The 24,446-nt window shown below is 69.5% G+C and carries 23 protein-coding genes; 11 read left to right on the top strand and 12 right to left on the bottom strand.

Annotated features, from left to right (window positions below):
* Positions 1-106: 106 nt before the first annotated feature.
* Positions 107-313, bottom strand: coding sequence for an Rv3202a family protein (locus tag RM1_RS01155; RefSeq protein ID WP_072749606.1), 207 nt, complete (start codon positions 311-313; stop codon positions 107-109).
* Between the two features lie 151 nt (positions 314-464).
* Between RM1_RS01155 and RM1_RS01150 the strand changes: the two genes are divergently transcribed.
* The 5 genes from RM1_RS01150 to RM1_RS01130 all read left to right on the top strand — a co-directional run bounded on the left by RM1_RS01150 (position 465) and on the right by RM1_RS01130 (position 7,451).
* Positions 465-944 carry a PH domain-containing protein gene (locus RM1_RS01150; protein WP_037177850.1) on the top strand — a complete coding sequence of 160 codons (480 nt, stop codon included), beginning with the start codon at positions 465-467 and terminating at the stop codon, positions 942-944.
* Entirely contained in the window at positions 941-2,536 is a 1,596-nt protein-coding gene (locus RM1_RS01145; RefSeq protein ID WP_072749605.1) for a PH domain-containing protein, read from the top strand. The genes RM1_RS01150 and RM1_RS01145 overlap by 4 nt, the downstream gene beginning before the upstream one ends.
* Positions 2,537-2,572: 36 nt before the next feature.
* The gene (locus RM1_RS01140) at positions 2,573-5,587 is read left to right on the top strand and encodes an alpha-mannosidase (protein ID WP_072749604.1); all 3,015 of its coding nucleotides are present in this window, start codon (positions 2,573-2,575) and stop codon (positions 5,585-5,587) included.
* A 99-nt stretch (positions 5,588-5,686) separates the two neighbouring features.
* Positions 5,687-6,688 (top strand): esterase/lipase family protein, encoded by a 1,002-nt coding sequence (locus tag RM1_RS26580; protein ID WP_083576443.1) that lies wholly within the window; start codon positions 5,687-5,689, stop codon positions 6,686-6,688.
* A 67-nt stretch (positions 6,689-6,755) separates the two neighbouring features.
* On the top strand, positions 6,756-7,451 hold the full coding sequence (locus tag RM1_RS01130) for a uracil-DNA glycosylase (protein ID WP_072749603.1): 696 nt from the start codon (positions 6,756-6,758) through the stop codon (positions 7,449-7,451).
* On the opposite strand, the gene RM1_RS01125 is transcribed toward RM1_RS01130, so the two are convergent.
* The 8 genes from RM1_RS01125 to RM1_RS01095 all read right to left on the bottom strand — a co-directional run bounded on the left by RM1_RS01125 (position 7,452) and on the right by RM1_RS01095 (position 17,060).
* Positions 7,452-8,774 (bottom strand): YncE family protein, encoded by a 1,323-nt coding sequence (locus tag RM1_RS01125; RefSeq protein ID WP_245815917.1) that lies wholly within the window; start codon positions 8,772-8,774, stop codon positions 7,452-7,454.
* Between the two features lie 99 nt (positions 8,775-8,873).
* A complete protein-coding gene (locus RM1_RS01120) occupies positions 8,874-9,293 on the bottom strand; it encodes a hypothetical protein (protein WP_072749601.1) in 420 nt (139 codons plus the stop codon).
* A 24-nt stretch (positions 9,294-9,317) separates the two neighbouring features.
* Positions 9,318-9,476, bottom strand: coding sequence for a hypothetical protein (locus RM1_RS26290; protein ID WP_169310534.1), 159 nt, complete (start codon positions 9,474-9,476; stop codon positions 9,318-9,320).
* Between the two features lie 108 nt (positions 9,477-9,584).
* Entirely contained in the window at positions 9,585-10,961 is a 1,377-nt protein-coding gene (gene gad, locus RM1_RS01115) for a glutamate decarboxylase (RefSeq protein WP_072749685.1), read from the bottom strand.
* A 147-nt stretch (positions 10,962-11,108) separates the two neighbouring features.
* A complete protein-coding gene (gene mshB, locus RM1_RS01110; protein WP_072749600.1) occupies positions 11,109-11,987 on the bottom strand; it encodes an N-acetyl-1-D-myo-inositol-2-amino-2-deoxy-alpha-D-glucopyranoside deacetylase in 879 nt (292 codons plus the stop codon).
* Entirely contained in the window at positions 11,984-13,771 is a 1,788-nt protein-coding gene (locus RM1_RS01105) for an ABC transporter family substrate-binding protein (RefSeq protein ID WP_072749599.1), read from the bottom strand. The genes mshB and RM1_RS01105 overlap by 4 nt, the downstream gene beginning before the upstream one ends.
* 92 nt (positions 13,772-13,863) lie before the next feature.
* Positions 13,864-15,759 (bottom strand): translational GTPase TypA, encoded by a 1,896-nt coding sequence (typA, locus tag RM1_RS01100; RefSeq protein ID WP_072749598.1) that lies wholly within the window; start codon positions 15,757-15,759, stop codon positions 13,864-13,866.
* Between the two features lie 182 nt (positions 15,760-15,941).
* Positions 15,942-17,060: a LuxR C-terminal-related transcriptional regulator gene (locus RM1_RS01095; protein WP_072749597.1), complete on the bottom strand. Its 1,119-nt coding sequence runs from the start codon at positions 17,058-17,060 to the stop codon at positions 15,942-15,944.
* A 112-nt stretch (positions 17,061-17,172) separates the two neighbouring features.
* Between RM1_RS01095 and RM1_RS01090 the strand changes: the two genes are divergently transcribed.
* Positions 17,173-18,573: an FAD-binding oxidoreductase gene (locus tag RM1_RS01090; RefSeq protein WP_083576441.1), complete on the top strand. Its 1,401-nt coding sequence runs from the start codon at positions 17,173-17,175 to the stop codon at positions 18,571-18,573.
* A gap of 152 nt (positions 18,574-18,725) precedes the next feature.
* Positions 18,726-18,902: a hypothetical protein gene (locus RM1_RS26285; protein ID WP_092667787.1), complete on the top strand. Its 177-nt coding sequence runs from the start codon at positions 18,726-18,728 to the stop codon at positions 18,900-18,902.
* Between the two features lie 27 nt (positions 18,903-18,929).
* On the opposite strand, the gene RM1_RS01085 is transcribed toward RM1_RS26285, so the two are convergent.
* The gene (locus RM1_RS01085; protein WP_072749596.1) at positions 18,930-20,105 is read right to left on the bottom strand and encodes a lipase family protein; all 1,176 of its coding nucleotides are present in this window, start codon (positions 20,103-20,105) and stop codon (positions 18,930-18,932) included.
* A gap of 146 nt (positions 20,106-20,251) precedes the next feature.
* On the bottom strand, positions 20,252-20,653 hold the full coding sequence (locus RM1_RS01080) for a (deoxy)nucleoside triphosphate pyrophosphohydrolase (protein ID WP_425528684.1): 402 nt from the start codon (positions 20,651-20,653) through the stop codon (positions 20,252-20,254).
* Positions 20,654-20,683: 30 nt separating this feature from the next.
* Between RM1_RS01080 and RM1_RS01075 the strand changes: the two genes are divergently transcribed.
* Entirely contained in the window at positions 20,684-20,974 is a 291-nt protein-coding gene (locus RM1_RS01075; protein WP_072749683.1) for a 4a-hydroxytetrahydrobiopterin dehydratase, read from the top strand.
* Here the strand turns inward: RM1_RS01075 and RM1_RS01070 are convergent.
* Positions 20,916-22,178 (bottom strand): mannosyltransferase, encoded by a 1,263-nt coding sequence (locus RM1_RS01070; protein ID WP_072749682.1) that lies wholly within the window; start codon positions 22,176-22,178, stop codon positions 20,916-20,918. The genes RM1_RS01075 and RM1_RS01070 overlap by 59 nt on opposite strands.
* A 361-nt stretch (positions 22,179-22,539) precedes the next feature.
* On the opposite strand from RM1_RS01070, the gene RM1_RS01065 reads away from it, so the two are divergent.
* The 3 genes from RM1_RS01065 (at position 22,540) to RM1_RS01055 (ending at position 24,301) form a co-directional block, all read left to right on the top strand.
* Positions 22,540-23,298: an Rv1157c family protein gene (locus RM1_RS01065; RefSeq protein WP_072749594.1), complete on the top strand. Its 759-nt coding sequence runs from the start codon at positions 22,540-22,542 to the stop codon at positions 23,296-23,298.
* Between the two features lie 81 nt (positions 23,299-23,379).
* Positions 23,380-23,715: a hypothetical protein gene (locus tag RM1_RS01060; RefSeq protein ID WP_072749593.1), complete on the top strand. Its 336-nt coding sequence runs from the start codon at positions 23,380-23,382 to the stop codon at positions 23,713-23,715.
* A 58-nt stretch (positions 23,716-23,773) separates the two neighbouring features.
* Entirely contained in the window at positions 23,774-24,301 is a 528-nt protein-coding gene (locus RM1_RS01055; protein ID WP_072749592.1) for a nuclear transport factor 2 family protein, read from the top strand.
* Positions 24,302-24,446 lie beyond the last annotated feature (145 nt).

Below are 24,446 nucleotides of genomic sequence, written 5' to 3'. Positions count from 1 at the left end.
GCGGGCGTGGTCGAGGGGGCGTCGTCAGGGCTCACGCGTTCGATCATGCGCCATCACCCGTGGGACCTGCCAGGGGGAGGCCTCCGGTCGCGGCGTGCGCGCTCGATCACTCGTGCGGATACTCGTCCTCGTCCGGCACGACGCGCGCCTGTTCGGCCGCGTCCGCGTCGTTGACCTCGAGCGAGCCTGCGGCCGATTTCTGCGCGGACTCGTCGTTGGTTTCGGCGTCGTCCGGTCCACCCACCGGTGTCTCCTGCTCTACCCGGTCGGCCTCGGGGACCTCGGGCTTGGAGGCGGGATCGAATCGGTCCATGGTCGTTCCTTCCCTCGCTCTCTCAGGCTAACCCTCCTGCGGACCCACGGGAGGGCGCCACATCCACCGAAACCGGCGGATGATCACGCGGTGACGGCACCGGATCGGGCAGGCTGGAGAGGTGAGCACTCCCCCGCCCCCCGTCGTCACCATGGCCGACCCCCAGTGGCGACCCAGCACCCGCGCCCCGCAGTTGTGGGCGATCAACGCCGCACTGATGTGGATCCCGGTCTTCATCGCGCAGATCGTCTGGGGATTCGTCGACGGGCGCTGGACCACGTGGCCGCACATCGCGGTGTTCGTCGTCTGCCTCGCGGTCGCGCTGACGCACGTCCTGGTCGTCCCGCAGTGGCGCTACCGCGTGCACCGCTGGGAGATCAGCGCCGACGCGGTGTACACGAAGACCGGATGGTTCACCCAGGAGCGCCGCATCGCCCCCATCTCCAGGGTGCAGACGGTCGACACCGAGCGGGGACCGATCGACCGGATGCTCGGCCTCGCCACGGTCACCGTCACCACCGCCTCGTCCGCGGGCGCGGTCACCATCACCGCGCTCGACCGCGAGGTCGCGGACCGGACGGTCGCGCAGCTCACCGAGATCGCGGGCCGCAACGTCGGGGACGCGACATGAGCTCGCCAGGGCACCCGGCCCCGCCGGACTACGCGACGCGGTACCCCGCGCCGGGCACAGCCCCGCCGGAGGCCTCCGGCGCCGCCGCGTTGGCGGCCGAGCAGGAACAGCCGTGGCTGCGGCTCGACAAGCGAATGCTGCTCGTCCATCCGGTCGACGAGGTCGTCAAACTGCTCCCGGTGCTGCTGATCTCGCTGGTCGTCGGCACCCAGAGCGGCAACCACACGTTCGGTCTGATCTTCGTCGCCGTCCTGGTGGCATACGCGCTGCTGCGCTGGTTCACCACCAGCTACCGGATCGGCCCGGTCCACGTGCAGCTGCGCACCGGGGTGTTCCAGAAGAACCTGCTCTCGGTGCCGCGCAACCGGATCCGGTCGGTCGACGTGGAATCCGGTGTGCTGCACAGGTTCCTGGGCCTGTCCGTCGTCCGGATCGGCACCGGGCAGCAGTCCGGACACGGCGACTCCAAGAGGTTCGAGCTAAACGCGCTCGATTCCGCTCTTGTCCCCGCGCTGCGCGCGGCCCTGCTGGCCGGGCACCGGGAACCGGCGGCCGCCGATGCCGAGACGGCACAGGTGGGAGCGGCCGCTGGCGCACCGAACCGGGAAACGGAGATCGCGCACTGGACGCCCGCCTGGGTCCGCTACGCACCGTTCTCCGTCACCGGGGTGCTGACGGTGGCCGCGGCCGTCGGACTCGCCTTCCAATACGGGCTCGGCAAACGGATCGCCGACTCCTCGGCGGTGAGCCGGGGGGTCGACTCCATGCAGCACCTCGGCATCGCGGCCGCCGTCGCGCTCGCGCTGGTCGTGCTCCTGGTCGTGGCGAGCGGGCTCGCCTGCGTGCGCTACCTCATCGCGTTCGGCAACCTCCTGGTCACCGACAACGGCAAGGTGCTGCACGTCAGCCACGGCCTGCTCAAGACCAGGCAGACCACCCTGGACCGGGCCCGCCTGCGCGGCACCTCGCTGCGCGAACCGCTGCTGCTGCGGGCCGCTGGTGGTGCGCACCTCGACGCGATCATGACCGGGATCAGCGCCGGGAAGGGACAGTCCACCCTGCTGATGCCGCAGTCACCGCGGGCCGAGGCCGAGCGGGTGGCGGCCGTGGTCCTCGGCGGCGCCCACTCCCCCGTGCCGCTCACCCAGCACGGCCCCGCGGCCAGGCGCCGCCGGTACACGCGGGCGCTGATCCCGGTGGCGACGCTCGGCGTCGCGGCCGCGGTCGCGTCCGCGCTCGGCGTGACGCTGCGGTGGCCACTGTGGGCCGGGCTCGCGGCCCTGGCCGTTGCCGCCACCGCGCTGGCCTGGGACCGCTGTCGGGGCCTCGGCCACGCCACGCCGCCGGGATGGCTCATCACCCGCAGCGGCTCACTGGACCGCAGCCGGGCCAGCCTCGAGGCCGACGGCATCATCGGATGGACCGTGCGGCAGACCTACTTCCAGCGGCGTGCCGGGGTCGCCACCGTGGTGGCGGCCACCCCGGCAGGCGCCGGCCACTACGAGGTGCTCGACCTGCCCGCCGACCGCGCCTGGGCTCTGATCGAGACGGTGACCCCTGGCGCAGGCGACATCTGGAGCCGCACCGTCTGATCCGACCCATCCCTCATCGACGCACGGAGGACACCGATGCACGACGATCGCGAAATCGTGGAGGAGCGGCTGCGGCGGTTCGTCGATCAGCGGCTCGGCGCGGCGCTCTACCGGGACACCGCGCCTGCCGAGCTCGGCGCGTGGCAGGTGCCGGGCGAGCCGGTGCCGGCGGCGGAGGCACTGCGTCAGGAGTTCGCACCCATCGCGATCGGGACCCGCTGGGGCAGGCCGTGGGGGACGATGTGGCTGCACGTGACCGGCCGCGTGCCGGAACGCTGGCTCGCGGACCTCGGCGACGGCGTCGAGGTGGAACTGGTGGTCGATCCCGGATTCACCGGCGGCCCCGGTTTCAACGCCGAGGCGCTCGCGTATCGCCCCGACGGCACCGTCATCAAGGCGATCTCCCCGTTCAACACCTACCTCCCCGTGGATCCGCACCGACCGGTCGACCTCTATCTCGAGCTGGCCGCGAATCCCGATGTGGCACGGAGTTTCGGCTTCCAGCCCACCCCGCTAGGTGACCTGGGCACCGCGGGCGAGGATCCGATCTACCAGCTCCGCCAGGTCGACTTCGCGCTTCGCGACCGCACGGTGTGGGAGCTGACGCAGGACATCGCGGCGCTCAGCGGCCTGATGCACGCGCTGCCTTTCGACCTGCCGCGCAGGCACGAGATCCTGCGCGCCCTCGAGCGGATGCTCGACGCCGTCGACCCGGACGACATCGCAGGCACCGCCGCCGCCGGGCGCAAGGAACTTCGCGAGGTGCTCTCGCGGCCGGCCTACGCCAGCGCACACAACCTGGTCGCGGTCGGGCACGCGCACATCGACTCAGCCTGGCTGTGGCCGGTGCGCGAGACCGTCAGGAAGTGCGCCCGTACCTTCGCCAATGTCGTTGCGCTGATGGATGATCACCCGGACTTCCGGTTCGCCTGCTCGTCCGCGCAGCAGCTCGCCTGGATCAGGGACGGCTACCCGGAACTGTTCGAGCGGATCCGGGACAAGGTCGCGGCGGGCCAGTTCATCCCGGTCGGCGGCATGTGGGTGGAGGCCGACACCAACATGCCCGGCGGTGAGGCGATGGCGCGGCAGTTCGTGGCGGGCAAGCGGTTCTTCCTCGACGAGTTCGGCGTCGACACCCCCGAGGTCTGGCTGCCCGATTCGTTCGGCTACTCCGCCGCGCTGCCCCAGTTGGTGCGCCTGTCGGGGTCGCGGTACTTCCTCACCCAGAAGATCTCATGGAACAAGACGAACCGGATGCCGCACCACACCTTTCGGTGGGAGGGCATCGACGGCACCCAGGTCTTCACCCATTTCCCTCCGGTCGACAAGTACAACTCGGACCTGTCCGGCCACGACCTCGGTCATGCCCAGCGCAACTACCGGGAGCAGGGCGCGGGCACCGTGTCCCTTGTCCCGTTCGGGTGGGGCGACGGCGGCGGCGGACCGACCCGCGAGATGCTGGCCGCGGCCGAGCGCACCCGCTCGCTCGAGGGCTCACCAACCGTGACGCTGGACACGCCCGCGAACTTCTTCCGCCGGGCCGAGGCCGAGTACCCCTGTCCGCCCGTGTGGTCCGGTGAGCTGTACCTGGAGCTGCACCGCGGGACCTACACCTCGCAGGCCAGGACCAAGCAGGGCAACCGGCGCAGCGAACACCTCCTGCGCGAGGCGGAACTGTGGGCGGCCACGGCCGCCGTGCGGGCGGGGGCGCACTATCCGTACGACGAGCTCGAGCGGCTCTGGCATCTGGTGCTGCTGCAGCAGTTCCACGACATCCTGCCCGGCAGCTCGATCGCGTGGGTGCATCGCGACGCCGAACGCAACTACGCCGCCGTCGCCGCGGGCCTGGAGGCGATCATCGCCGACGCGGCGCTGGCACTGACCGGAGAGGGCTCGGCGACACTCACCCTCAACGCGGGCCCCCTCGCTCGCGACGGCGTGCCCGCGCTCGGCATCGCGACGGCCGACCGCGAGGCCCGGCCCACCCGGATCACCGAGCGCGGCAAGGGCTTCGTCCTCGACAACGGCCTGGTCCGGGTCACGATCAACGGCGACGGGCTTGTCACCTCGCTGACCGATGCCGACACCGGACGAGAGGCCATCGCGCCCGGCACGGTCGGCAACCTGCTGCAGCTGCACCGGGACGTGCCGAACCAGTGGGACGCCTGGGACATCGACGAGTTCTACCGCCGCACGGTGACCGACCTGCGCGACGCCGACTCCGTCGATCGTGACGGCGACGCCGTGGTGGTGCGCAGGTCGTTCGGCGACTCGACGGTCGTGCAACGGCTCGAGCTCGCCCCCGGAGCCCGTGCGCTGGAGATCAGCAACGTGATCGACTGGCACGAGCGGCAGAAGCTGCTCAAGCTGGCCTTCCCGTTCGACGTGCACGCCGATCGCAGCGCCGCGGAGACACAGTTCGGGCACGTCTTCCGTCCGACGCACTCCAACACCTCCTGGGACTTCGCGAAGTTCGAGATCTGTGCGCACCGCTGGGTGCACGTCGGCGAGCCCGGGTACGGCGTCGCGGTGGCCAACGACTCCACCTACGGCCACGACATCGCACGCTCCGCCCGGCCGGACGGCGGCAGCACCACCACCGTTCGCCTGTCGCTGTTGCGCGCGCCGCTGTACCCGGACCCGACCTCCGATCAGGGCACGCACACGCTGCGGGTCTCCGTACGTCCGGGTGCCACGATCGGCGATGCGGTCACCGAGGGCTATCGGATCAACCTGCCGCCGCGCACGATCACGGGTGGCGCGCCGGTCGAACCGCTGCTGCGGGTGTCGAATCCAGCGGTGGTGGTCGAGGCGGTCAAGCTCGCCGAGGACCGCAGCGGCGACGTCGTGGTCCGGCTGTACGAATCCACCGGCGCCAGGTCGACCGCGAGGATCGACCTCGACCTCCCCCACACGGGCGCCGAGTTCGTGGACCTGCTCGAGCGACCGGTCGACGACCCCACCGGCATCGTCCTCGACGGCGACGCGATCACCGTGACGTTGAGGCCGTTCCAGGTGCTGACGTTGCGGGTGCACGCGGCATCGGACTGACCGAACAGGGCATTCTGCTGCGCCGCCCCACTCCGAGGTGTTACAGATGACGGCTGCACTGTTTCGTACTTCCCGGACCCAGCCTCAGGAGTTACTCACGTGAACGACCGGCTCCGCGCGATCGCGACGAGCGTCGCGACCATCGCACTGTTCGCCCTCACCACCGCGACCCTCCCGCCGGCCACCGCGTCAGCCCAGTCATCTGTGACCGGTTCTGCCGGGGCGCCCGAACAGGGCACTCTCGCCGGCGCGAACGACTGGGAGTGCGAGCCGTCGCCGCAGCACCCTCGACCGGTGGTGCTGGTGCACGGTACCGGGAGGAGCATGCAGGAGAGCTGGGGCAACGCGGAGAACCCGAATGACCAGGGCCCGCTGATCAAACCGCTCAAGGACGATGGGTACTGCGTCTTCGCGTTGAACTATGGCTTCGCCCCCTCCCTCTTCCTTGGTCCGATACCCATCCCGGCGGGCCGGGACTGGTGGGGACACGCGGCGATCGAGGACGCGGCGGTCGAGCTGAACGGGTTCATCGAGAAGGTTCGGGCGGAAACCGGCTCCGCGCAGGTCGACGTCGTCGGGCACTCGCAGGGCGCCACGGTGACCCGGCAGTACCTCCGGTTCGCAGGCGGCACGGACCAGGAGAACCCCGCGAACAACAAGGTGCACACCCTTGTCATGCTCGCGCCGTCCACCCATGGATCGAACTACCGCGATCAATACCTGTCCGTCGACGCGGCCAAGGCTGCGGGTGCCTCGATTGCGTCGCAGCAGCAGATCATCGGATCGGCGTTCCTTACCAAGCTCAACGCCGGACAGGAGACCTTCCCGGGGATCGACTACACCGTCATCGCGACGAGAACCGACAGGACCATCACCCCGTACACGGGCTCGTTCCTCAATGCCGCCCCCGGAACGTCCGTCCAGAACATGTACGTACAGGACGAGTGCCAGAACCAGGACCTCTTTGTCGGGCACTCTCGGAAGAGTTTCGACACCGGCCCGAATCCCCAGGCCGGGCTCCTCGATTACTCGGCTCCGATCTTCCTCGCCCGCAAGGCCCTCGACCCGACGCTCGCCGGCACCGTCCCCTGCTCCGGTTAGATCCGGACTGCGGGCCCACCGCGCGGGTACCGTCGGATCTGTGGAAGCCCATGCCACCCTCGCCGAGATGGACGGCGAGCTCGTCGACTGCAGGCGCTGCCCACGCCTGGTCGAGTGGCGCGAGCGTGTGGCCGTGGAGAAACGTGCCGCGTTCCGCGACGAGACGTACTGGGGCAGGCCCGTTCCCGGCTTCGGCCCGGATTACGCGGCACTGCTGATCGTCGGGCTGGCTCCGGCCGCGCACGGCGGCAACCGCACCGGCCGGATGTTCACCGGCGACCGCAGCGGGGACGTGCTGTACGCGGCGCTGCACGCGGTCGGCCTGGCGAACCAACCGACCTCGATTCACATCGGGGACGGGCTGACACTGCGCGGCACCCGGGTCACGGCACCGGTGCACTGCGCGCCCCCGGACAACAAGCCGACCCCCACCGAGCGGGACACCTGCAGGCGCTGGATCGACGAGGAACTGCGGCTGCTCAGCCCCACCCTGCGGGCGGTGGTGGTGCTCGGCGGATTCGGTTGGCAGGCGCTGCTGCCCGCGCTGGCCGACGCCGGGTGGCCTATCCCGCGGCCGCGGCCGAAGTTCGGGCACGGCGCGCACGTCGTGCTCCCCGCATCGGGGAGCGGGCACGACCTGCACCTGTTCGGCTGCTTTCACGTCAGCCAGCAGAACACCTTCACCGGTCGGCTCACCCCGGCGATGGTCGAGGCGGTGCTGTCCGAGGCCGGTCGAGCGGCGGGGTTGCTGCCACAGGAGTAGCTAGGAGCCCACGCTTCCCAGCGCACCCTCGAGGCTGCCCGTGCCCGTCCCCCCGTCGGGGGTACCGGCCCAGCCGTCGGGGACGTGCCCGATGCGCACCCGCTGCGGGTGATCGCCCACGGGCACGGTCGCCACCTTCTGGCCGGTCGCGAAGTCGATCGCGCTCACCGAGTCGTCGGCGCTCTCGGAGATGATGCAGTGCGTGCCGTCACCGTTGACCGTGGCCCAGTACGGCTTTCCGGCCGGGACGGTCGGGGTCTCCTGCAATGTGGCCGTGTCGACGACGGTCACGTAGTCGTCCATGGTCCCGGCGATACACAGCTTGCGGCCGTCCGGACTGATCGACATGCCGTGGTGGCGGGAGTCGTTGACCCAGGTGGTCCGATCCGGGTTGGTGTTCGGGTTCTTCGGCAGTTCCTTGATCCGGGTGATCGTGTCCGAGGCGATGTCGTATTCGACGAAGCCGTTGAAGAAGGACACCTGGAAGTACAGCTTGCTCTCGTCCGGGGCGAACGCGACGGGCCGTACCGAGTCCGAGAGGTCCTTCCGGCCGAAGGCGTCCAGCCGATCCCGCATGTCGATCACCTTCACCGTCTGGAACGTCTGGGCATCGACGACAGTGATCCTGCGGTCGCCCTTGGTCGAGTCCTGCGAGGGCGCGTCCAGCGGGGTGTTCACCTCACCGATGGACATGTTCCACAGGTACCGGCCGCCGTCGGTGAAGACGTTCTCGTGCGGCTTGTCCCCCGTCCTGAACGACCCGACCTGCGCGCCGGTGCGGATGTCGAGCACGTGCACCGTGTTGCTGGTCGACGCGGAGACCGCGACCCGGCCGCCGTCCGGCGAGACGGCCATGTGGTCTGCCCGGAAACCGGATACCGGGAAGCGCCAGTTGACCTTTCCGCTGACCAGATCGATCGAGACGACGTCGGCGAAGCTGGGCCGGGAGGCGACGACCGCGGACCCGTCCGGGGTGGTGTACATGTCGTCGACGAACTGGTCGTGCCCCTCGCCCGCGGTCTCGCGGATCCCGAGGAAGAAGCCCAGCTTGATCGGGTTCAGGTAGATCTCCCGCAGCCGCTCCTCCTTGTCCGGGATGATGTTCACCCGGCCGAGTTTGGCGTAGCCGCCGGTCGACTCGATGACGTCGGCCGTGCCTTCCCAGTTGTTCCCGACGAACAGGACCTCGTCGAGGCCCGCCGGCGGTGGGACGGCGCCTGCCACGCCGGTGCCGAGCAGAGTTGCGGCGACCGCGGCCGCCATCGCCGCTGCGGCACAACCCATCCGACGGACACCGATCAACGGGCTCGAAGCCTCGGTCACTTGTCTGCTCCACTCGTCGCACTGCTGCGGTCGAGGCACGCTAACAGTCCGTCGTGCACTCCGACCGGCGATTGACGAATCGAACCCCCGCCGGGCGCGCTAGGCCCGCCTGACGGAGCTGCCGCGCGCGACGGCCTCCTCGGAGGCGAACCTCAGCAAGAGCAGCCCTGCGGGCACCACCGCGAACCCGAGCAGCACCAGGGTCAGCGGGCTCGCGAGCAACAGTGCGTCCCCGCCGGGACCGCCGAACATGCACAGCACGAAGCCGAGGAACCAGCCGACCAGTGGAAGCGCCGCCATCGATGCCCGGTCGGTCACGGTACGGGCCCCGAGCACCAGCAACACGTTGACGACGCCCGCGACGAGCGCGCTGATCGGAAACGGCACCGAACCCAGGTAGGTGGGCAGGAACAGCACGGCCAGCACGGCCGTGAGCGCGCCGTCGAACATCAGCAGACCGAGAATTGCCGAGTCGAGGATGCGACGCCCGGTCGGTGCGGGGCTGGTGCCGGAAGTCATGGCACCAATCGTAGGCCGGGGGCTTCAGCCCACCGGCGGGTAGCCGAGGAGCGTGAGGAGGTGACTCTGCATGTCGACGAAGTTGTACAGCGCGTTCATGTACATCTCGTGATGCTGCTCCGAGTGGGGGCGCAGCGAATCCACGAATGCCACGATCGCGTTCTGAACACTCCAGTTGTACATCGACACCCTTCCGTCAGCCCGACCCGACTATGACCCATGTCACAGTCTAGTCGGATGGGTGTCGGCCGCCACAGCCGACCCCGTGTCCCGGGAAGGACCCCGAACCCGTCAGTGATGGAACCCGGACCGGGCCTCGTCTGACGGTGCACCTCCTGCCAGTCGCGCCAGCGATCGACGGATGTCCTCGGCCAGCAGGGAGATCACGTCGCGGGAGATCCCGTGCCGGACCAGGACCCGCTGGATGACGGTCTCCTGACGGTTCGCGGGCAGCGGGTACGAGGGCACCTGCCAGCCGCGCCTGCGCAGCTCGTCGCTGAGGTCGTAGAGCGAGAAGCCCGCGGTCGCCGGGTCGGTCAGGGTGTAGGACACCGCGGGCAACCCGCCGGTCCCGTCGTAGAGCAAGGTGAACGGCCCCATCGTCTTGATCTCCTCGGCGAGGGCCTGGGCGATTTCGGCACACGTCTGCTGAATCATCCGGTAGCCCTCGCGGCCGAGGCGAAGCAACAGGTAGTACTGGGCGACGATCTCCCCGCCCGGCCGGGAGAAGTTGAGCGCAAAGGTCGGCATGTCGCCGCCGAGATAGCTCACCCGGAACACCAGGTCCTCTGGCAGCAGGTCCGCCGACCGCCACACCACCCAGCCGACCCCCAGCGGGGCCAGCCCGTATTTGTGACCGGAGGTGTTGATGGAGGCCACTCGCGGGATCCTGAAGTCCCACACCAACTCCGGCTGCACGAACGGGGCGATGAACCCCCCGCTGGCCGCGTCGACGTGTACGGGCACGTCCAGCCCGGTGTCCGCCATGATCGCGTCCAGCTCCGCCGCGATCTCCGCGACTGGCTCGTAGTCGCAGGTGTACGTGACGCCCAGGATCGCGACGACGCCGATGGTGTTCTCGTCGACGTACTCCCGCAACTGGTGCGGACGTATCCCCGTCGCGCCCGGCTCGAGCGGGACCTGCCGCAACTCCACGTCGAAATACCGGGCGAACTTGTCCCAGCAGATCTGCACCGGCCCGCACACCAGGTTCGGGCGGTCCGTCGGTTTGCCCTCCGCCTGCCGCCGCTGGCGCCAGCGCCACTTGAGGGCCAGCCCGCCGAGCATGGCGGCCTCGCTCGATCCGGTGGTCGAGCACCCCATGGTCTCGCGTCCGGCAGGCGAGTTCCACAGGTCCGCCAGCATGTGCACGCACCGGGACTCGATCTCCGCGGTCTGCGGATACTCGTCCTTGTCGATCATGTTCTTGTCGAGGCAGTCGTTCATCAGCCGGTGGACCTCGTCCTCTGACCAGGTCGAACAGAACGTCGCGAGGTTCTGCGAGGAGTTGCCGTCCAGCTGGAGTTCGCCGTGGATCAGCGCGTAGGCGATCCGTGGGTCCGATGGTCCGTCCGGCATCTGGTACTTCGGCAGCACTTCTCGGCTGAGCGGCGTCGAGTAGATGTCTTGGACGTCCCCGCCCCTGTCGGTGACCCTGTGCAACGCCATCGGGCTCATCCCTCCGTGATCGGCGAAATCGACATTCGATCTGCATACACGCGCGAAAGAACTCAGGAACGACTGATGAAGCACCCCGAGGGTAACCCGGATCGAGTCACACCGTGGGCCGGACGCGAAGCTCCGGGGTCACGCTCTCTAGAAAGCGATGCCGGAGAACAGGTCCCGCTCGCGATCGTCGCCGTCGGCCTCGCCGCGGACGCCGCGCACCAGGACGTAGTGCTCCTCGGCCAGGATCGGCTGCGCGACATTGTTCGACAGCGCGTACTCCGACCCGGTCTCCGACACCGTCACCTGCGTCGCGTGCGCGGCCAGTGCGGCCCGCTTGGCATCGAGCGCCGCCCGCACGTCCACCGCGGCGGTCACCGACTCGTCGGGCACACAGGGCAACTCCCCCGGCTCCGGCATCCGCCACGACGACGGGATCTCGGTGATGCACTCGATCCCCCGTGACAACGAGTTCGCCTCGGTGACAGTCCAATACACCTTCGCCGGCGCCCATGGCGTGCCCGCGTCGGGGTATGCGTCTGTGCCCGCGGCCGCGGCCGCGGCCATCGTGAAGCGGTGCGCCTGGATGTGATCGGGGTGGCCGTAGCCGCCGTCGGGGTCGTAGCAGACCACCACGTGCGGACGAACCTCCCGGATCACCGCGACGAGGGCCTCGATCGCCACCTCGGGGTCGGCGTTCACGAAGGCGCGCGGGTTGGCGGCTGACGGGGTGCCGATCATCCCGGAGTCCCGCCAGCGTCCCGCCCCGCCAAGGAACCTGGGTCCGTCGACACCCAGCCTCGCGAGCGCCTCGGTCAGCTCGAGGATGCGGTAGCCGCCGAGCTGATCGGCGCGGTCGGCGACGAGGCCTGCCCACCGCTCACCGATCACCTCACCCTCCTCGCCGAGCGTGCACGTCAGCACTGTCACCCGCGCGCCCTCGGCGGCGTACCGCGCGATGGTGCCCCCGGTGGTGAGGGTCTCGTCGTCGGGATGGGCGTGTACCAGCAGCAGTCGACGTTCGCTCACTGCGGGCTCCTCGACCAGCCGGCGGCATCGGCGAAGATGCCGACCTGGATCGCGCCGGTCAGCGAGACGCCCTGGACGCCCGGCCCGGCCGCGACCACGGTCGTGTCCTGCAGGACGGGCAGCACGGCGGCGAGATCCCACAGCTTCGGCTCGGCCTGCGCGATCACGTGCCCGATATCCGCGGTCCCGCGAAGCGCCTCGTCGATGCCCACCTGCAGGGCGGGATCGCAGAGCCCCGACAGGTTGCTCGGGGCAAGCGGATCGGGCACGACGTCGGGCTCGGCGTCCGTCGACTCGTCGGTGCCGGAGGGAGCCGGGGCAGGCACCGCAGGCGGCGGGCAGGCGAACCGGGAGGCCATCGAGGTCGCCGGATCGGAGCCGGCGCGCACCCAGCCGACCACGGCGTCGACCTCGCCCTCGACGAGCGACTTGCCGTACAGCTCATCCGGACGCATCGTCGTCACCGTCGCATCCACCCCGGCGCCGCGCAGCTGGTCGGCAGCGGTGTTCGCGACGGCGATGGCCGAGTCGTCGCCCTCCGGTGCGCCGATCACCAGGGCCAGCTGTTCGCCGTCCTTCGTGATCTCGGACTGGGCCGTCTCGCCAGGGCCGTCGACGGACGTGTGAACCCAGCCCGCCTCGGCGAGCAACCCGAGCGCCTGCTCACGGCTCGGGGCGGGCGGGGCGGTCGGGACGTAACCCGGATCGGACGGTGCCAGCACCTGGGCCCGGGCCGGCGTCGCGTTCGCGCCGGTCGGGGTACCGACGGAGGCCAACAGGTCGGGGCTGAGCAGCCCCATCAGGCCGCGGCGCAGCCGCTGGTCGGCGAGCGCGGGCACCCTGCCGTTCATGGTCAGCTCCAGCACCCGGGGTGCGGGGGTGACGGCGGCGCGTACCGAGGGAATGGCGGCCAACTGCGCCTGCAGGGGGCCGTTGCCCCGAACCTGCGCGACCTGGGCGTCACCGGACCGCATCGAGTCCGCCAACTGCGCGGACGAACCACCGCGACGCATGAGGATCTGGTCGGGGGTCGCGGGCTTACCCCAGAACCGGTCGTTGCGCTCGAGCAGGATCTCGTCGCGGCCGCGGTCGATGGACTTGATGTGGAAGTCGGCGCCGGAGACGGGGATGTTCTCGGCCAGTCCGCGGGTGAACCCGCCCGGCGAGTCCTTCACCAGGTGCGAAGGGAGCAGGTCCGTGAACAGCTCGCGCCAGGCCGGATACGGCGAGCTCATCGTCACGGTGACGGTCTTGCCGCCGCCCGAGGAGCCGATGTCGGTGATGAGTCCGTAGCCGGCCGGGTCGACGACCCCTGGCTGGCTGATCATCTGCCGCCACAGGTAGCGGAAGTCCTCGGCGGCGATCGGCGCGCTGTCGGACCACTGCGCCTCGTTGCGGAGCTGGTACGTGACGGTGAACGGATTCTGCGAGGTGACGTCCGCGGAGATCAGCAGGGACTCGTCGGGGAGCCAGTCCGTGCCGCCGGGCCGGGTCGGGCTGGGCACAGGACGGAAGGCACTGGGCAGCACCATCGAGCTGACCGCCGAGGTGACCGGGGACTGGTCGGAGACCAGGTGCGGGTTGAAGCCGAGGCCCAACTCGTCGATCGCGACCACGACCGTGTTCTTGGTCGGTACCGTCGTCGTCGGCTTGGGACTGTCGGTGCTCTCCACCGGGGGTGGCGGGTTCGCGGTGCAGCCCGCCAGCACGAGGCCGGCGACGAGGACTGTCGCAATCGGCAGGATCTGTCGGAATCTTCGCCCGGCTGGTCCCGCTTCGTGCACTGGCTGTCCCTTTCGAATTGCGGCTGCGCCGCCTGTGCGCGTGTCTCACCCCGATCGGGGTGAGACACGCGCACAGTGCGCGAAGCGCAACTTTACAGCGCGGCCTTGTCGCGGGACTTCGCGCGCGAACGCTCGCGGGCGCGGTCGGTCTGGGACAGGTGCACCTTGCGCACGCGGATCGCCTCCGGGGTGACCTCGACGCACTCGTCGCCTGCACAGAACTCCATCGCGCTCTCGAGGGTCAGCTCGATCGGCTTCGCGAGGGTCTCCGTGGCGTCGGCGGTCGCCGAACGCATGTTGGTGAGCTTCTTCTCCTTGGTGACGTTGATGTCGAGGTCCTCGGCGCGCGGGTTGATACCGACGACCATGCCCTCGTAGGTGTCCGCGCCCGGATCGACGAAGAACGTGCCGCGGTCCGAGAGCTGGATCATCGCGAACGGGGTCACCGAGCCGGTGCGGTCGGAGACCAGCGAGCCGGTGTGGCGGGCGCGGATCTCGCCCGCCCACGGGCCGTAGCCGTGCGAGACGGCGTTGGCGATGCCGGTGCCGCGGGTCTCGGTGAGGAAGTCGGTGCGGAAACCGATCAGGCCACGCGACGGGACGATGAACTCCATCCGCACCCAGCCGGTGCCGTGGTTGGTCATCTGGACCATCTTGCCCTTGCGGTTCGCGAGCAGCTGGGTGATCGCGCCGAGGTGCTCCTCGGGGGTGTCGATGGTCAGTTCCTCGAACGGCTCGTGCACCTTGCCGTCGACCTGACGCGTGACGACCTGCGGCTTGCCGACGGTGAGCTCGAAGCCCTCGCGACGCATCTGCTCGACGAGGATGGCCAGCGCCAGCTCACCGCGGCCCTGCACCTCCCAGGCGTCCGGGCGGCCGATGTCGAGAACGCGCAGCGACACGTTGCCGATCAGCTCGGAGTCCAGGCGGGACTTGACCATGCGGGCGGTCAGCTTGTGGCCCTTCACGCGACCGACGAGCGGGGAGGTGTTGGTGCCGATGACCACGGAGATCGCGGGCTCGTCGACGGTGATGGTCGGCAGCGCGACCGGGTTCTCGGTGTCGGCGAGGGTGTCGCCGATCATGATCTCCGGGATGCCTGCGACGGCGACGATGTCACCGGCGGTCGCGCTCTCGCCGGGCTCACGGGTGACGCCGACGGTCTTGAGCAGCTCGGTGATCTTGACGTTCTTGACGCCGTCTGCGTGCATCCACGTGACGGTCTGGCCCTTGCGCAGCTCGCCGTTGTGAATGCGGACCAGCGCGAGGCGGCCGAGGAAGTCGGAGGCGTCGAGGTTGGTGACGTGAGCCTGCAGGGGCGCCGAGGCGTCACCCTTCGGGGCCGGGACATGCTCCATCAGCACGTCGAAGAGGACGCTGAGGTTCTCGGTGTCGGGAGCCTGGCCGTTCTCCGGCTGGTTCAGCGATGCCTTGCCCTCGCGACCCGACGCGTACAGGACCGGCAGGTCCAGCAGCGCCTCGGCGGCCTGGGCGGCCTCGTCGTCGAGGTCGGACGCCAGGTCGAGGAGCAGGTCCTGGGACTCGGCCACGACCTCCTCGATGCGGGCGTCGGGACGGTCGGTCTTGTTCACCACGATGATGACCGGCAGCGACGCGGCGAGCGCCTTGCGCAGCACGAAGCGGGTCTGCGGCAGCGGGCCCTCGGACGCGTCGACCAGCAGCACGACGCCGTCGACCATGGACAGGCCGCGCTCGACCTCGCCACCGAAGTCGGCGTGGCCGGGGGTGTCGATCACGTTGATGATGGTGACGGAACCGTCCTCGTTGTGCTTATGCACGGCGGTGTTCTTCGCGAGGATGGTGATGCCCTTTTCGCGCTCCAGGTCACCGGAGTCCATCACGCGGTCGACCAGTTCGGCACGCTCGGCGAATGCGCCGGACTGCCGGAGCATGGCGTCGACGAGGGTGGTCTTGCCATGGTCGACGTGTGCGACGATGGCAACATTGCGGAAGGTGGTGCTGGGCACGCTGCGGTCTCCTGGCTGGCTTGATTCAGCCACGCGAAACCTAGGCTCGCACGGCTCGGGCGGCCGCGTCGCGAATGCGAATCCATCAGCACAGGACGGCCTGTGCAGGCATTGCGGCCAGCTAGATACTACCCGTCCTCGGCAATTCCGCCGAAAACGAGTTGTGAATCACCCTGGATCTGCTACTCGGCGAACCACCCGGACTGACTCAGCGAACCGCCGATCCTCGGGGCGTAGTGGTCGAAGAAGACCTTCGACGTCAGCTCCCTCCTGCTGGACACCCCGGCCTTGTCGAACACCACCTTGAGGTGGTCCTGGACGGTGTACGGCGACAGGTGCAGCGACTTGGCGATCTCGGCCGTGGTCGCGCCGCGCAGCACCCCGTCGACCACATCCCGCTCGCGCGCGGTGAGCCCGAACCCGGCGACCACGAGGGGCACCACCTCGGGGGCGCCGGACAGCTCGATGGTGACCACGACCTGCGTCGGGGTGTCACCGCGACCGCTGAGCGGGGATGCGTGCACGGTGAGCCACCGGCCCGCCCGCGACCGCACCCGCACGCTCGGCACCACCCCGAGCCGGCCCGCTCCGAGCGCACGCGCGGTCGCGACGATCGCGAGCACCGGCTGGGGCAACTCCCCCCAGACTGCGCCGCCGAGTTCCTCGATCCGCCTCTCCGCCGCAACGGTCGCCTGACAGACGGCATTGGTGTGATCGAACGTCAGCACAGCGGGCCCGTCCGCCGAGTCGCACAGCTCCTGGCGCTCGGCGGCACCGACGAGTAGGCCCGCCCGCACCCCGAGCGCGAGCATCCCGGACAGCCCGTCGATGAAGTCCGCCTCGGCCGGGCTGAAGCCGCTGCCACCGGAGCGCCGATAGATCGCGAGGCCGCCCCAGACGTCGCCGCCGGTCCTCAGCGTCACCCGCATCTCGTGTCCGAGTCCGAACACCGGCTCGAACAGGTCGCGGAATCGAGAGCTCCTGCGTGGGTCGCCCCCGGTCTCCTCGTGCAGGATGCTCGCCCCGACGTTGCGCCGGGCCAGGTCGGAGAACAGGCTGACGTCGTCCTCCACGTACTCGTGGTGTGCGAACTCGGCCTCACACGGGTCGTCCAGGCCGGTCTTCACCGACCCGGTGACCATCGTCGTCGCCGGGTCGATGGTGCCGAAGCACGCGGAGTCGAACGGCACCGCCTTGGTGAGCAACTGGAGTGCGTTCTCGCCGAACTCACCCCACGACAGTCCCGCGCGGGACAACGCGTCGAGCCGGGTGCGGACGGTCTCCGCGCGCATGGTCGCCATGGAAGGAAATTCTGCAGCGCCGAACGTGAAGGGGGAACCCCAGAATTCTGGGGGTCCGGGTCCCCCGGGCACTGGGATGGTCCGAGGCCGCCGGCTCCGCGACGGTTGATCCATGACCTTCACACAGCAATCTCCCCGCGGGGGCGATCCGGTCCTCTCCGCCGTCGACCCGCTCGCCGATCTCGGTCCGATGCTCGACGGCACGGTCCTGCGCCCGCACGACGAGGACTTCCAGGAGTCGGCCGCCCCGTGGAACAGGAGCGTCGAGCAGCGCCCGCAGGCCGTGGTGCTCGCCTCGACCGCCCAGGACGTCGTGCGGACAGTCCGTTTCGCGCACACCCATGGACTCAGGGTCAGCGCACAGCCCAGCGGACACGGAGCCACGGACTCGCTCGAGGACGTCGTCCTCATCCGGACCGGCGCCCTCGACGACGTCTGGATCGACGCCCAGTCCCGGGTCGCCAGGGTGGGCGCGGGTGTGACCTGGGGTGCGCTGATGCAGGCCCTCGACGGCACCGGACTGGTCGGGCTCGCGGGCTCGAGCCCTGGCATCTCCGTCGTCGGCTTCTGCCTCGGCGGCGGGATGTCCTGGTTCTCACGCAGATTCGGTACCGGTGCGAGCTCCCTGCGTGCGGTCGAGCTCGTCGACCCGCTCGGCATGCACCGGTGGGTCACCGAGGAACGGGACCCGGACCTGATGTGGGCGCTGCGCGGCGGCGGCGGGGACTTCGGGATCGTCACCGCGGTCGAGATCGATCTGTTCCCCGCTCCGCAGATCACCGGCGGACGGCTGGCGTTCCCCGCCGAGGACGCAGGCGAGGTGTTGCGCGCGTTCGGCGAGGTGACCAGTGTCGCGCCGGACACGCTCAGCCTGTGGGCGTCGGTGACCCATTTCCCGCCACTGCCGTTCCTGCCGGAGGAGATCCGCGGACGCTCCTTCTGTTTCGTGGACGCGGTCCACCTCGGCGGGCCCGAGGAGCTGGGCGCCCTGCTGGCGCCGATCCGGGCGGCGGGCCCGGTGCTCCGCGACACCGTCCGGCCGCTACTGCCATCCGAGCTCGGGGCGGTCTGCGAGGAGCCCGAGGACCCCTCCGCCGCCACCCACACCGCGATGGCCGTGACCGTCGTCGACGAGAACCTCATCGACCGAGTACTCGGGCTCGCGGGGGCAGGCGTCGCGACCCCGCTGTTCCAGGTGCAGCTGCGCCACCTCGGTGGGGCGCTGCGGCGCGCCGGGCGTGGCTGCGCCGGACCGATCCACGGCGACTATCTGGCGGTGGCGCTCGCGATGTTGCCGGATCCCGCACTGCGCGATCCGGTCGCCGCCGCACTGTCGACGCTTCGAAACACGCTCGGCCCGTGGGCATCCGGCCCTTCCGTGCTCTCGATGCTCAGCTCTGGGGACCCCGCATCGTCGGCCTTCGACGACGCCACGATCGCGCGGCTCCGGGCCATCAAGCGGTCCACCGATCCCGCAGGACTGGTTCGGGGCAACTACCCGGTCGGGGGCTGACGGATCGGCCGGTGCGGTCGGGTGGTGGGCCCGTCCGTGCCGGCCTCGCGGCAGTCGGCGCACCTCGTCCGAGCCGATTTCTGAGGCTACGCTAACCTCGGGAAGGCCGGAGATGATCCGGTTTCCGACCCGGGCAGGAGGGCCGTGCCGACATGGGCAAGGTCAAGGCGAAGAAGGTCTCGAGCCTCAAGCCGAAGAAGAAGTGCTGCCGCAGCAAGACGCGGTGCCTCAAGTGTCCCGTCGTCATCATGCGGATGAAGAAGCTCGAGAACGAGGGCGTCAAGGGCAAGGACCTGAAGAAGGGGCTCAAGAAGGCTCGCGCCTCCTGAACCCCTCCCCGTGGCGTGCCCTCGGACTCAGCAGTTGGGCGTGGTCTGACGGCCGACGACGCGATCGTCGAGCCACTTGTAGGCCGGCGGCATCCCGACGAACGCCCCACCGACATGATCGACGCCGAGCCCGGGAGCGAACTGGACGTCCACCCCTCGGTTGCAGTACTCGCGGACCACGCCGGTCATCCCCCAGTCCGGGATCAACACGTCCTTGGTGTCATGGAAGACGAACAGCGGCATGTCCGGCGTTGCGGCGGTGCGTGCCAACGAGTTCTCCTCGATCACAGCTTTGACGCTCGGGATGGTGAGGATGTCCCCCACCTTCGAGTACTGCGCGAGGCTGACGCCCTTGGTCTTGCCGAGCAGGTCCGGCAGGCACCCGTCGGTCAACGCCTTGGCGAACTCGATCCCCTCGGGGTTGAGGTAGTCCTGCGGCCTGATCTTGTCCGGGTACTCCCTCGACAGACCGAGCAGGGTGCCCCAGGCGGTGAAACCGACCGCGGGCTGCTTCTCGCTGAGCCCGGCCAGGTCGCCGGGGACCCCGCCCTCGGCTGCTCCGATGATGTTGAGTTCCGGTGCGTACGTGGCCTTCTGCTCCGCCGCCCACGCGGTCGCGTGCCCGCCGCCCGAGTAGCCGTACAGGACGACCGGAGACTGCGAGAGTCCGAGCGGCTCAAAGCGTTGCGCGGCGCGGATCCCGTCGAGCACACCGTGCGCGGTCTGTCGTCCGGCAATCCAGGCCATCTCCGGGCCCTGGTAGTCGGATGTGACGACCGCGTAGCCGAGCGCGAGCATCGGCGAGATGAGGGCCAGGTCCTGGGACTTGCCCGCGGGCAGGGTCACCGACGGATTGCACTGCAGGCCGAGGGCGTCCATGGCCTGCTGCTGCGAGAGCAGCGGGCGCGCCCCCGGACCGGTCCACGGGCGGTCGGGGATCATCACCGTCGTGGCCGTGGTCACCGGAGCCCCGAACGAATCGGAGGTGCGGTAGAGCAGCTGGGTGGTCTTGACCACCGGCCAGGCCGTGTTCGCCGGGAAGCGGACCTCCACGGGACGGCTGCGGATCACGTCGCCGTTTGCATACCCGGAGAGGTCGGCGGGCCCCTGGAACCAGTTGTCCGCCAACGGCATCGGGCCGGGCAGCGGCTCGGCGGCCGCCGCGGGCGTCACTCCGAGGGTCAGCGCGGCGACCGCCACCATCAGACCCAGAATTGCTCTCGCCGATCGCCTCATGGCTGGCGCCTTCCCTCGATTCGCCGATGGACGGGTATCAGCGTGGCACGGAAACGGCTGGGGCCAACGGTTCTCCCGACGCGACACGCGATGGACGCGCCAACGGCCCCCTGCTAGCCCGCCCGCAGGACCGCCGTCAACTCGGCCAGCCACGCCCTGTCATTCGGCACCAGGTCGACTGCGGCGAGTTCGGCCGCATCCACCCAGCGCACCGCGGAATGTTCCAGCGCGGTCGGGGTCCCGTCGCGCAGTGACACCAGGTATGCGCGCAGGACCATTCCCTTCGGCAGCGGCACGTCCACCCCGATCCGGTCGCCGACCGCGGTGTCCACACCCAGTTCCTCGCGGAGCTCGCGGCGCAGGCCCTGCGCCGGGGTCTCCCCCGGCTCGATCTTGCCGCCGGGCAGCTCCCACATGCCTGCCAGTTCGGGCGGCGCCACCCGCTGCGCGAGCAACAGCCGACCGCCCGCGATGATCGCCGCCGCCGCGACCTCCCGCACCGCATTCGTGTCCACCCGGGCTCCATGCATGGCACCATCATTGTCATGGCCGAGTTGCTGTCGGACGCCGAGGTCGAAGCCGCGCTGGGATCGCTACCCGATTGGCAGCGGGCGGGCGCGTCGATCACCCGGACACTGAAGTGCCCGACCTTTCCCGCCGCCATCGCGTTGGTCGATCGGGTCGCGGCGGCCGCCGAGAGCCGCAATCACCACCCGGACATCGACATCCGCTGGCGCACGCTCACCTTCACCTGCGCCACCCATTCCATGGGCGGGATCACCGATCTGGACGTTGGCCTTGCGCGGGAGATCGATCGTCTGGCTGCCGAGGACTGAGTCGGCCGGCGTAGATCACCCAGGCGTAGAACGCGACCGCGCCCACCACGTTCACGGCGCCCAGCCAGGCCAGCACGGCCGGCCTCGAGATCAGCCAGATCGAGTCCTGGAAGAAGGACAGCACCCACGGCACCCCGATGACGGTCGACGCCAGCCAGCAGCCGGCGAGGATCTTCGATCCCAGCAACCCCGCGAGCGGTCCGTGCACGAGCCAGATCAGCATCGGGATCAGCCACACCCAGTGGTGCGACCACGAGATCGGCGAGATCAACAGTCCGAAGAGCTGCACCACGACGAGGGTGCCGAGCCGGTCGTCGGCGCCGAGCGCACGCCACGCGAAGAAGGCGAGCAGCGCCGCGACCGCCACCGCCACCAGCCAGGGCCAGCCGCTCTCCACGTCATGCCCGAGCACCCGGCTCAGGGCGCCGCGCACCGACTGGTTCCACACCGACCCGACAGGACCGATCCGAGACGCGTCGCCGAGCAGGTGTTCGAAGTACTCGCGCGCCGCGGGGCCGATCAAGAGGTAGCTGACCGCCACCGTCAGCCCGAACGAGACCGCGGAGAAGACGGCGGCCTTCCATTGCCTGCGCGCCACGAAGTAGAGGCCGGTGATGGCGGGGGTGAGCTTGATACCCGCGATGACGCCGACCAGCCCGCCCGCGATCAACCACCGGGTGCTGCGGACGGCGACCATCGCGCCGAGCACCAGGAAGACGTTGACCTGCCCGTAGTCGAGCGTGGTGCGGACCGGCTCGGTCCAGATCCCGACCGCTGTCCAGGTCAGGGCGATCGCGGTCCAGCGGGGTTCCCTCGCCGCCGCGCCGTAGATCAGTTCGAGGCTCATGCGGATCACCAGGAACAGCGCCGCGATGGTGAGCAGCGTCCAGCACACCCCCACCACGGGGAAGGGCAGGTAGTGCAGCGGGAAGAACACCAACGCGGCGAACGGCGGGTACGTGAACGGGAGCGGGAAGTCCGGGGTCAGCTCGGCGTAGGTGAAGTCGTAGAGGTTGTCGCTGAGCAGCGCGGCCGAGCCGTCCACATAGACGTGCAGATCGACCAGGTTCATGCCGTTCGGGCTCAGGAACACCCACGCCATCCGCACCGCGACGGAGACCGCCAACAGCAACGGGGCGAAGCGGAGGACCGACGCCGACCGGCTACCGGTGCGAGCATCCCGAGTCTGCGGTGCGGTTGGCATCTCGGACACGTCTCGCGTTCTCCCGTGTGGTGTGGGCCGACGGGTGGAACCCGAAGCGTTCGACAGCGAGCCTAACGGCAGCCGCGGCGACCGCTGAATCTCCCCGAAAATTGTCGATAACAGTTGCATCAACAATCTCAATTTTCACTCTAGTCACAAGATATGGTCACCGGGCAAGCATCATCCGGCCCAGCATTGCCATAGACTCCCGACACGACGTCACCCTCGGGTGACGATGAAATAACAGGGTTGTCTCGGCTAGCGCTGTACAACCGCCTGATGGCCTGCATAGAGTGGCCCCTCGTTACCGCTGGGGGCCTGCAGGCCAACCGACGCTTGAAGAAATAAGGATGGGACGACTGTGCTTCGTACGCGAGGACCGCGCAGAACGATCACCGCGCTAGCGATAGCCGCGGCCGCTGCCTTGGCTGCTCCGACCAACGCTGTGGCGCAGCCGGCGCCCGTGCTCCCCCAGGGCCTCAACATCGAGGCGCTGGCCTCGCTGGCACCGGCCATCATCGGTGCCGCGGCCGGCCCGTCCGACATCGCAGGCGGACCGCAGGCGGACCTGCTCGCCCAGGCGCGCACGCTGCTCGAGTCCTCCAACCTGCCCGAGTCGACGAAGGCGACCCTCGCCAGGGTCATCACCTTCCTCGACGGCAGCGGCGGCGGCGGACCGGAGCTCCCGCCCGAGAGTGGCCCCGTGATCGCCCAGTTCCTCTACCCGACCCTCGGCAAGGGCTGCATCTCGGCCACCGCCGACTCGGTTGGTACCGCGCTGGCCGTCCCCGGCCCCGCGCACCTGCCCCCGCCGGGACCGAAGGCCGGCCAGGCCGGGTTCGTCTTCACCGCGCTGGGCACCAAGAAGCCCGCCGCCGTGCAGCCGACCCCGCTCACCGTCAGCTGGGTCAACATCGACAACCAGAAGTCGGCGACCCAGAACCTGACCGCCGAGTCGAAGATCAACCCCGACGGACCGGCCACCCTGTCCGCCATCGCCGACACCGGCCGCGGCCGCGTTCTCGCGGTGATCTCCGGTTCCCTCACCACTCAGGCCGAGGGTGCCGCGCCGATCACCTGCAGCTTCCTGCCGACCGTCGGAATGGTTGTCGTTCCGTAGGTCACCAGTCACCTCAGAAGGGCCCCTTCGCATCGCGAAGGGGCCCTTCTGCTTTGCCCGGCCCTGTGGTAAACCTCAGCCATGGCCTCCGCATCGCATTCGAGGAAGTCCGTGCACTCGCGCCGCTCGATCCTGTCCATCCGATCCGAGGGCTCCATCCTCTCGATCGGCTCGGCCTACTCGATTCTCTCGATCGGCAGCGTCGGCTCGATCCTCTCGATAGGCTCCATCGGCTCGGCCGGTTCCGCCCTGTCCTCCGGCTCGTTCGGCAGCCTCGGTTCGGCACTGTCCGGACTGTCGAAGTGGTCGGTGCTGTCCTGGCGGGCCGACATGGCGAGCCCGGCCGACCGCCCGCTGCACGTGCTGGCGGAAGAACCAGGACTCGCCGAATCGCCGACGTCGCACACCCAGACCTGAGCGATACCGACGCCGCTCACCCAGAACCCGACAGCCGCACAAGACAATTCGACGGAGGATGCACGTGACCGAGGCGGACCAGACCGACAACCGGACGTGGACGAGGGCCGAACTGGAGTCGGCCTTCGAGGGCTACCAGCGCACCGTGGAGAAGGCCACCGCGACGGGCGACTGGAACCTGTTCGCTGACATGTTCACCGAGGACGCCACCTACATCGAGCACGCCTATGGGAACTTCAACGGCCGGGAAGAGATCCGGGAGTGGGTGATCCGGACGATGACGAGCTTCCCCGGCAGCCACATGACGGAGTTCCCCGCGGCCTGGCACACGATCGACGAGGAGCGCGGCTGGGTGATCTGCGAGATCCGTAACCCGATGCGCGATCCGGGCGACGGCACGATCCACGAGGCATCGAACCTGACGATCCTGCACTACGCGGGCGACGGGCTGTGGTCCTGCGAGGAGGACGTCTACAACCCGATGAAGTTCCTGAAGATGGCCAAGAAATGGTGCCGCGCCGCGGAGTCGTCCGGAGGACTTCCGGACGAGGCCCGCCAGTGGCTCTCCGCGGTGGGCGGCGCCTAGGGCGCGTGCCCTACGGGTTCTGCGGCTCCTGCGGGGCCGCGGATCCGCTCGACCCGGACACGCTGTCGTAGATGTTCGCCGCGACGGCGTACAGGATGTTGATGAGTGCTTCCACGTCTGTCCCTCTCTCGTATCGGTTCCGCTG

Source organism: Rhodococcus maanshanensis NBRC 100610 (assembly GCF_001894865.1).
In the GTDB taxonomy this organism is placed as follows: domain Bacteria; phylum Actinomycetota; class Actinomycetes; order Mycobacteriales; family Mycobacteriaceae; genus Rhodococcus_G; species Rhodococcus_G maanshanensis.
The sequence above is the reverse complement of the archived record's forward strand: the minus strand, read 5'-3'. Positions and strand labels throughout refer to the sequence as shown.

Excerpts from the sequence above, each read along its gene's own strand:
- RM1_RS01155 (WP_072749606.1), bottom strand. The coding sequence starts at position 313 with ATGGACCGATTCGATCCCGCCTCCAAGCCCGAGGTCCCCGAGGCCGAC.
- RM1_RS01150 (WP_037177850.1), top strand. The coding sequence starts at position 465 with ATGGCCGACCCCCAGTGGCGACCCAGCACCCGCGCCCCGCAGTTGTGG.
- RM1_RS01145 (WP_072749605.1), top strand. The coding sequence starts at position 941 with ATGAGCTCGCCAGGGCACCCGGCCCCGCCGGACTACGCGACGCGGTAC.
- RM1_RS01140 (WP_072749604.1), top strand. The coding sequence starts at position 2,573 with ATGCACGACGATCGCGAAATCGTGGAGGAGCGGCTGCGGCGGTTCGTC.
- RM1_RS01130 (WP_072749603.1), top strand. The coding sequence starts at position 6,756 with ATGGACGGCGAGCTCGTCGACTGCAGGCGCTGCCCACGCCTGGTCGAG.
- RM1_RS01120 (WP_072749601.1), bottom strand. The coding sequence starts at position 9,293 with ATGACTTCCGGCACCAGCCCCGCACCGACCGGGCGTCGCATCCTCGAC.
- RM1_RS26290 (WP_169310534.1), bottom strand. The coding sequence starts at position 9,476 with ATGTACAACTGGAGTGTTCAGAACGCGATCGTGGCATTCGTGGATTCG.
- gad (WP_072749685.1), bottom strand. The coding sequence starts at position 10,961 with ATGGCGTTGCACAGGGTCACCGACAGGGGCGGGGACGTCCAAGACATC.
- RM1_RS01095 (WP_072749597.1), bottom strand. The coding sequence starts at position 17,060 with ATGGCGACCATGCGCGCGGAGACCGTCCGCACCCGGCTCGACGCGTTG.
- RM1_RS01090 (WP_083576441.1), top strand. The coding sequence starts at position 17,173 with ATGACCTTCACACAGCAATCTCCCCGCGGGGGCGATCCGGTCCTCTCC.
- RM1_RS26285 (WP_092667787.1), top strand. The coding sequence starts at position 18,726 with ATGGGCAAGGTCAAGGCGAAGAAGGTCTCGAGCCTCAAGCCGAAGAAG.
- RM1_RS01085 (WP_072749596.1), bottom strand. The coding sequence starts at position 20,105 with ATGGTGGCGGTCGCCGCGCTGACCCTCGGAGTGACGCCCGCGGCGGCC.
- RM1_RS01075 (WP_072749683.1), top strand. The coding sequence starts at position 20,684 with ATGGCCGAGTTGCTGTCGGACGCCGAGGTCGAAGCCGCGCTGGGATCG.
- RM1_RS01070 (WP_072749682.1), bottom strand. The coding sequence starts at position 22,178 with ATGCCAACCGCACCGCAGACTCGGGATGCTCGCACCGGTAGCCGGTCG.
- RM1_RS01060 (WP_072749593.1), top strand. The coding sequence starts at position 23,380 with ATGGCCTCCGCATCGCATTCGAGGAAGTCCGTGCACTCGCGCCGCTCG.
- RM1_RS01055 (WP_072749592.1), top strand. The coding sequence starts at position 23,774 with ATGCACGTGACCGAGGCGGACCAGACCGACAACCGGACGTGGACGAGG.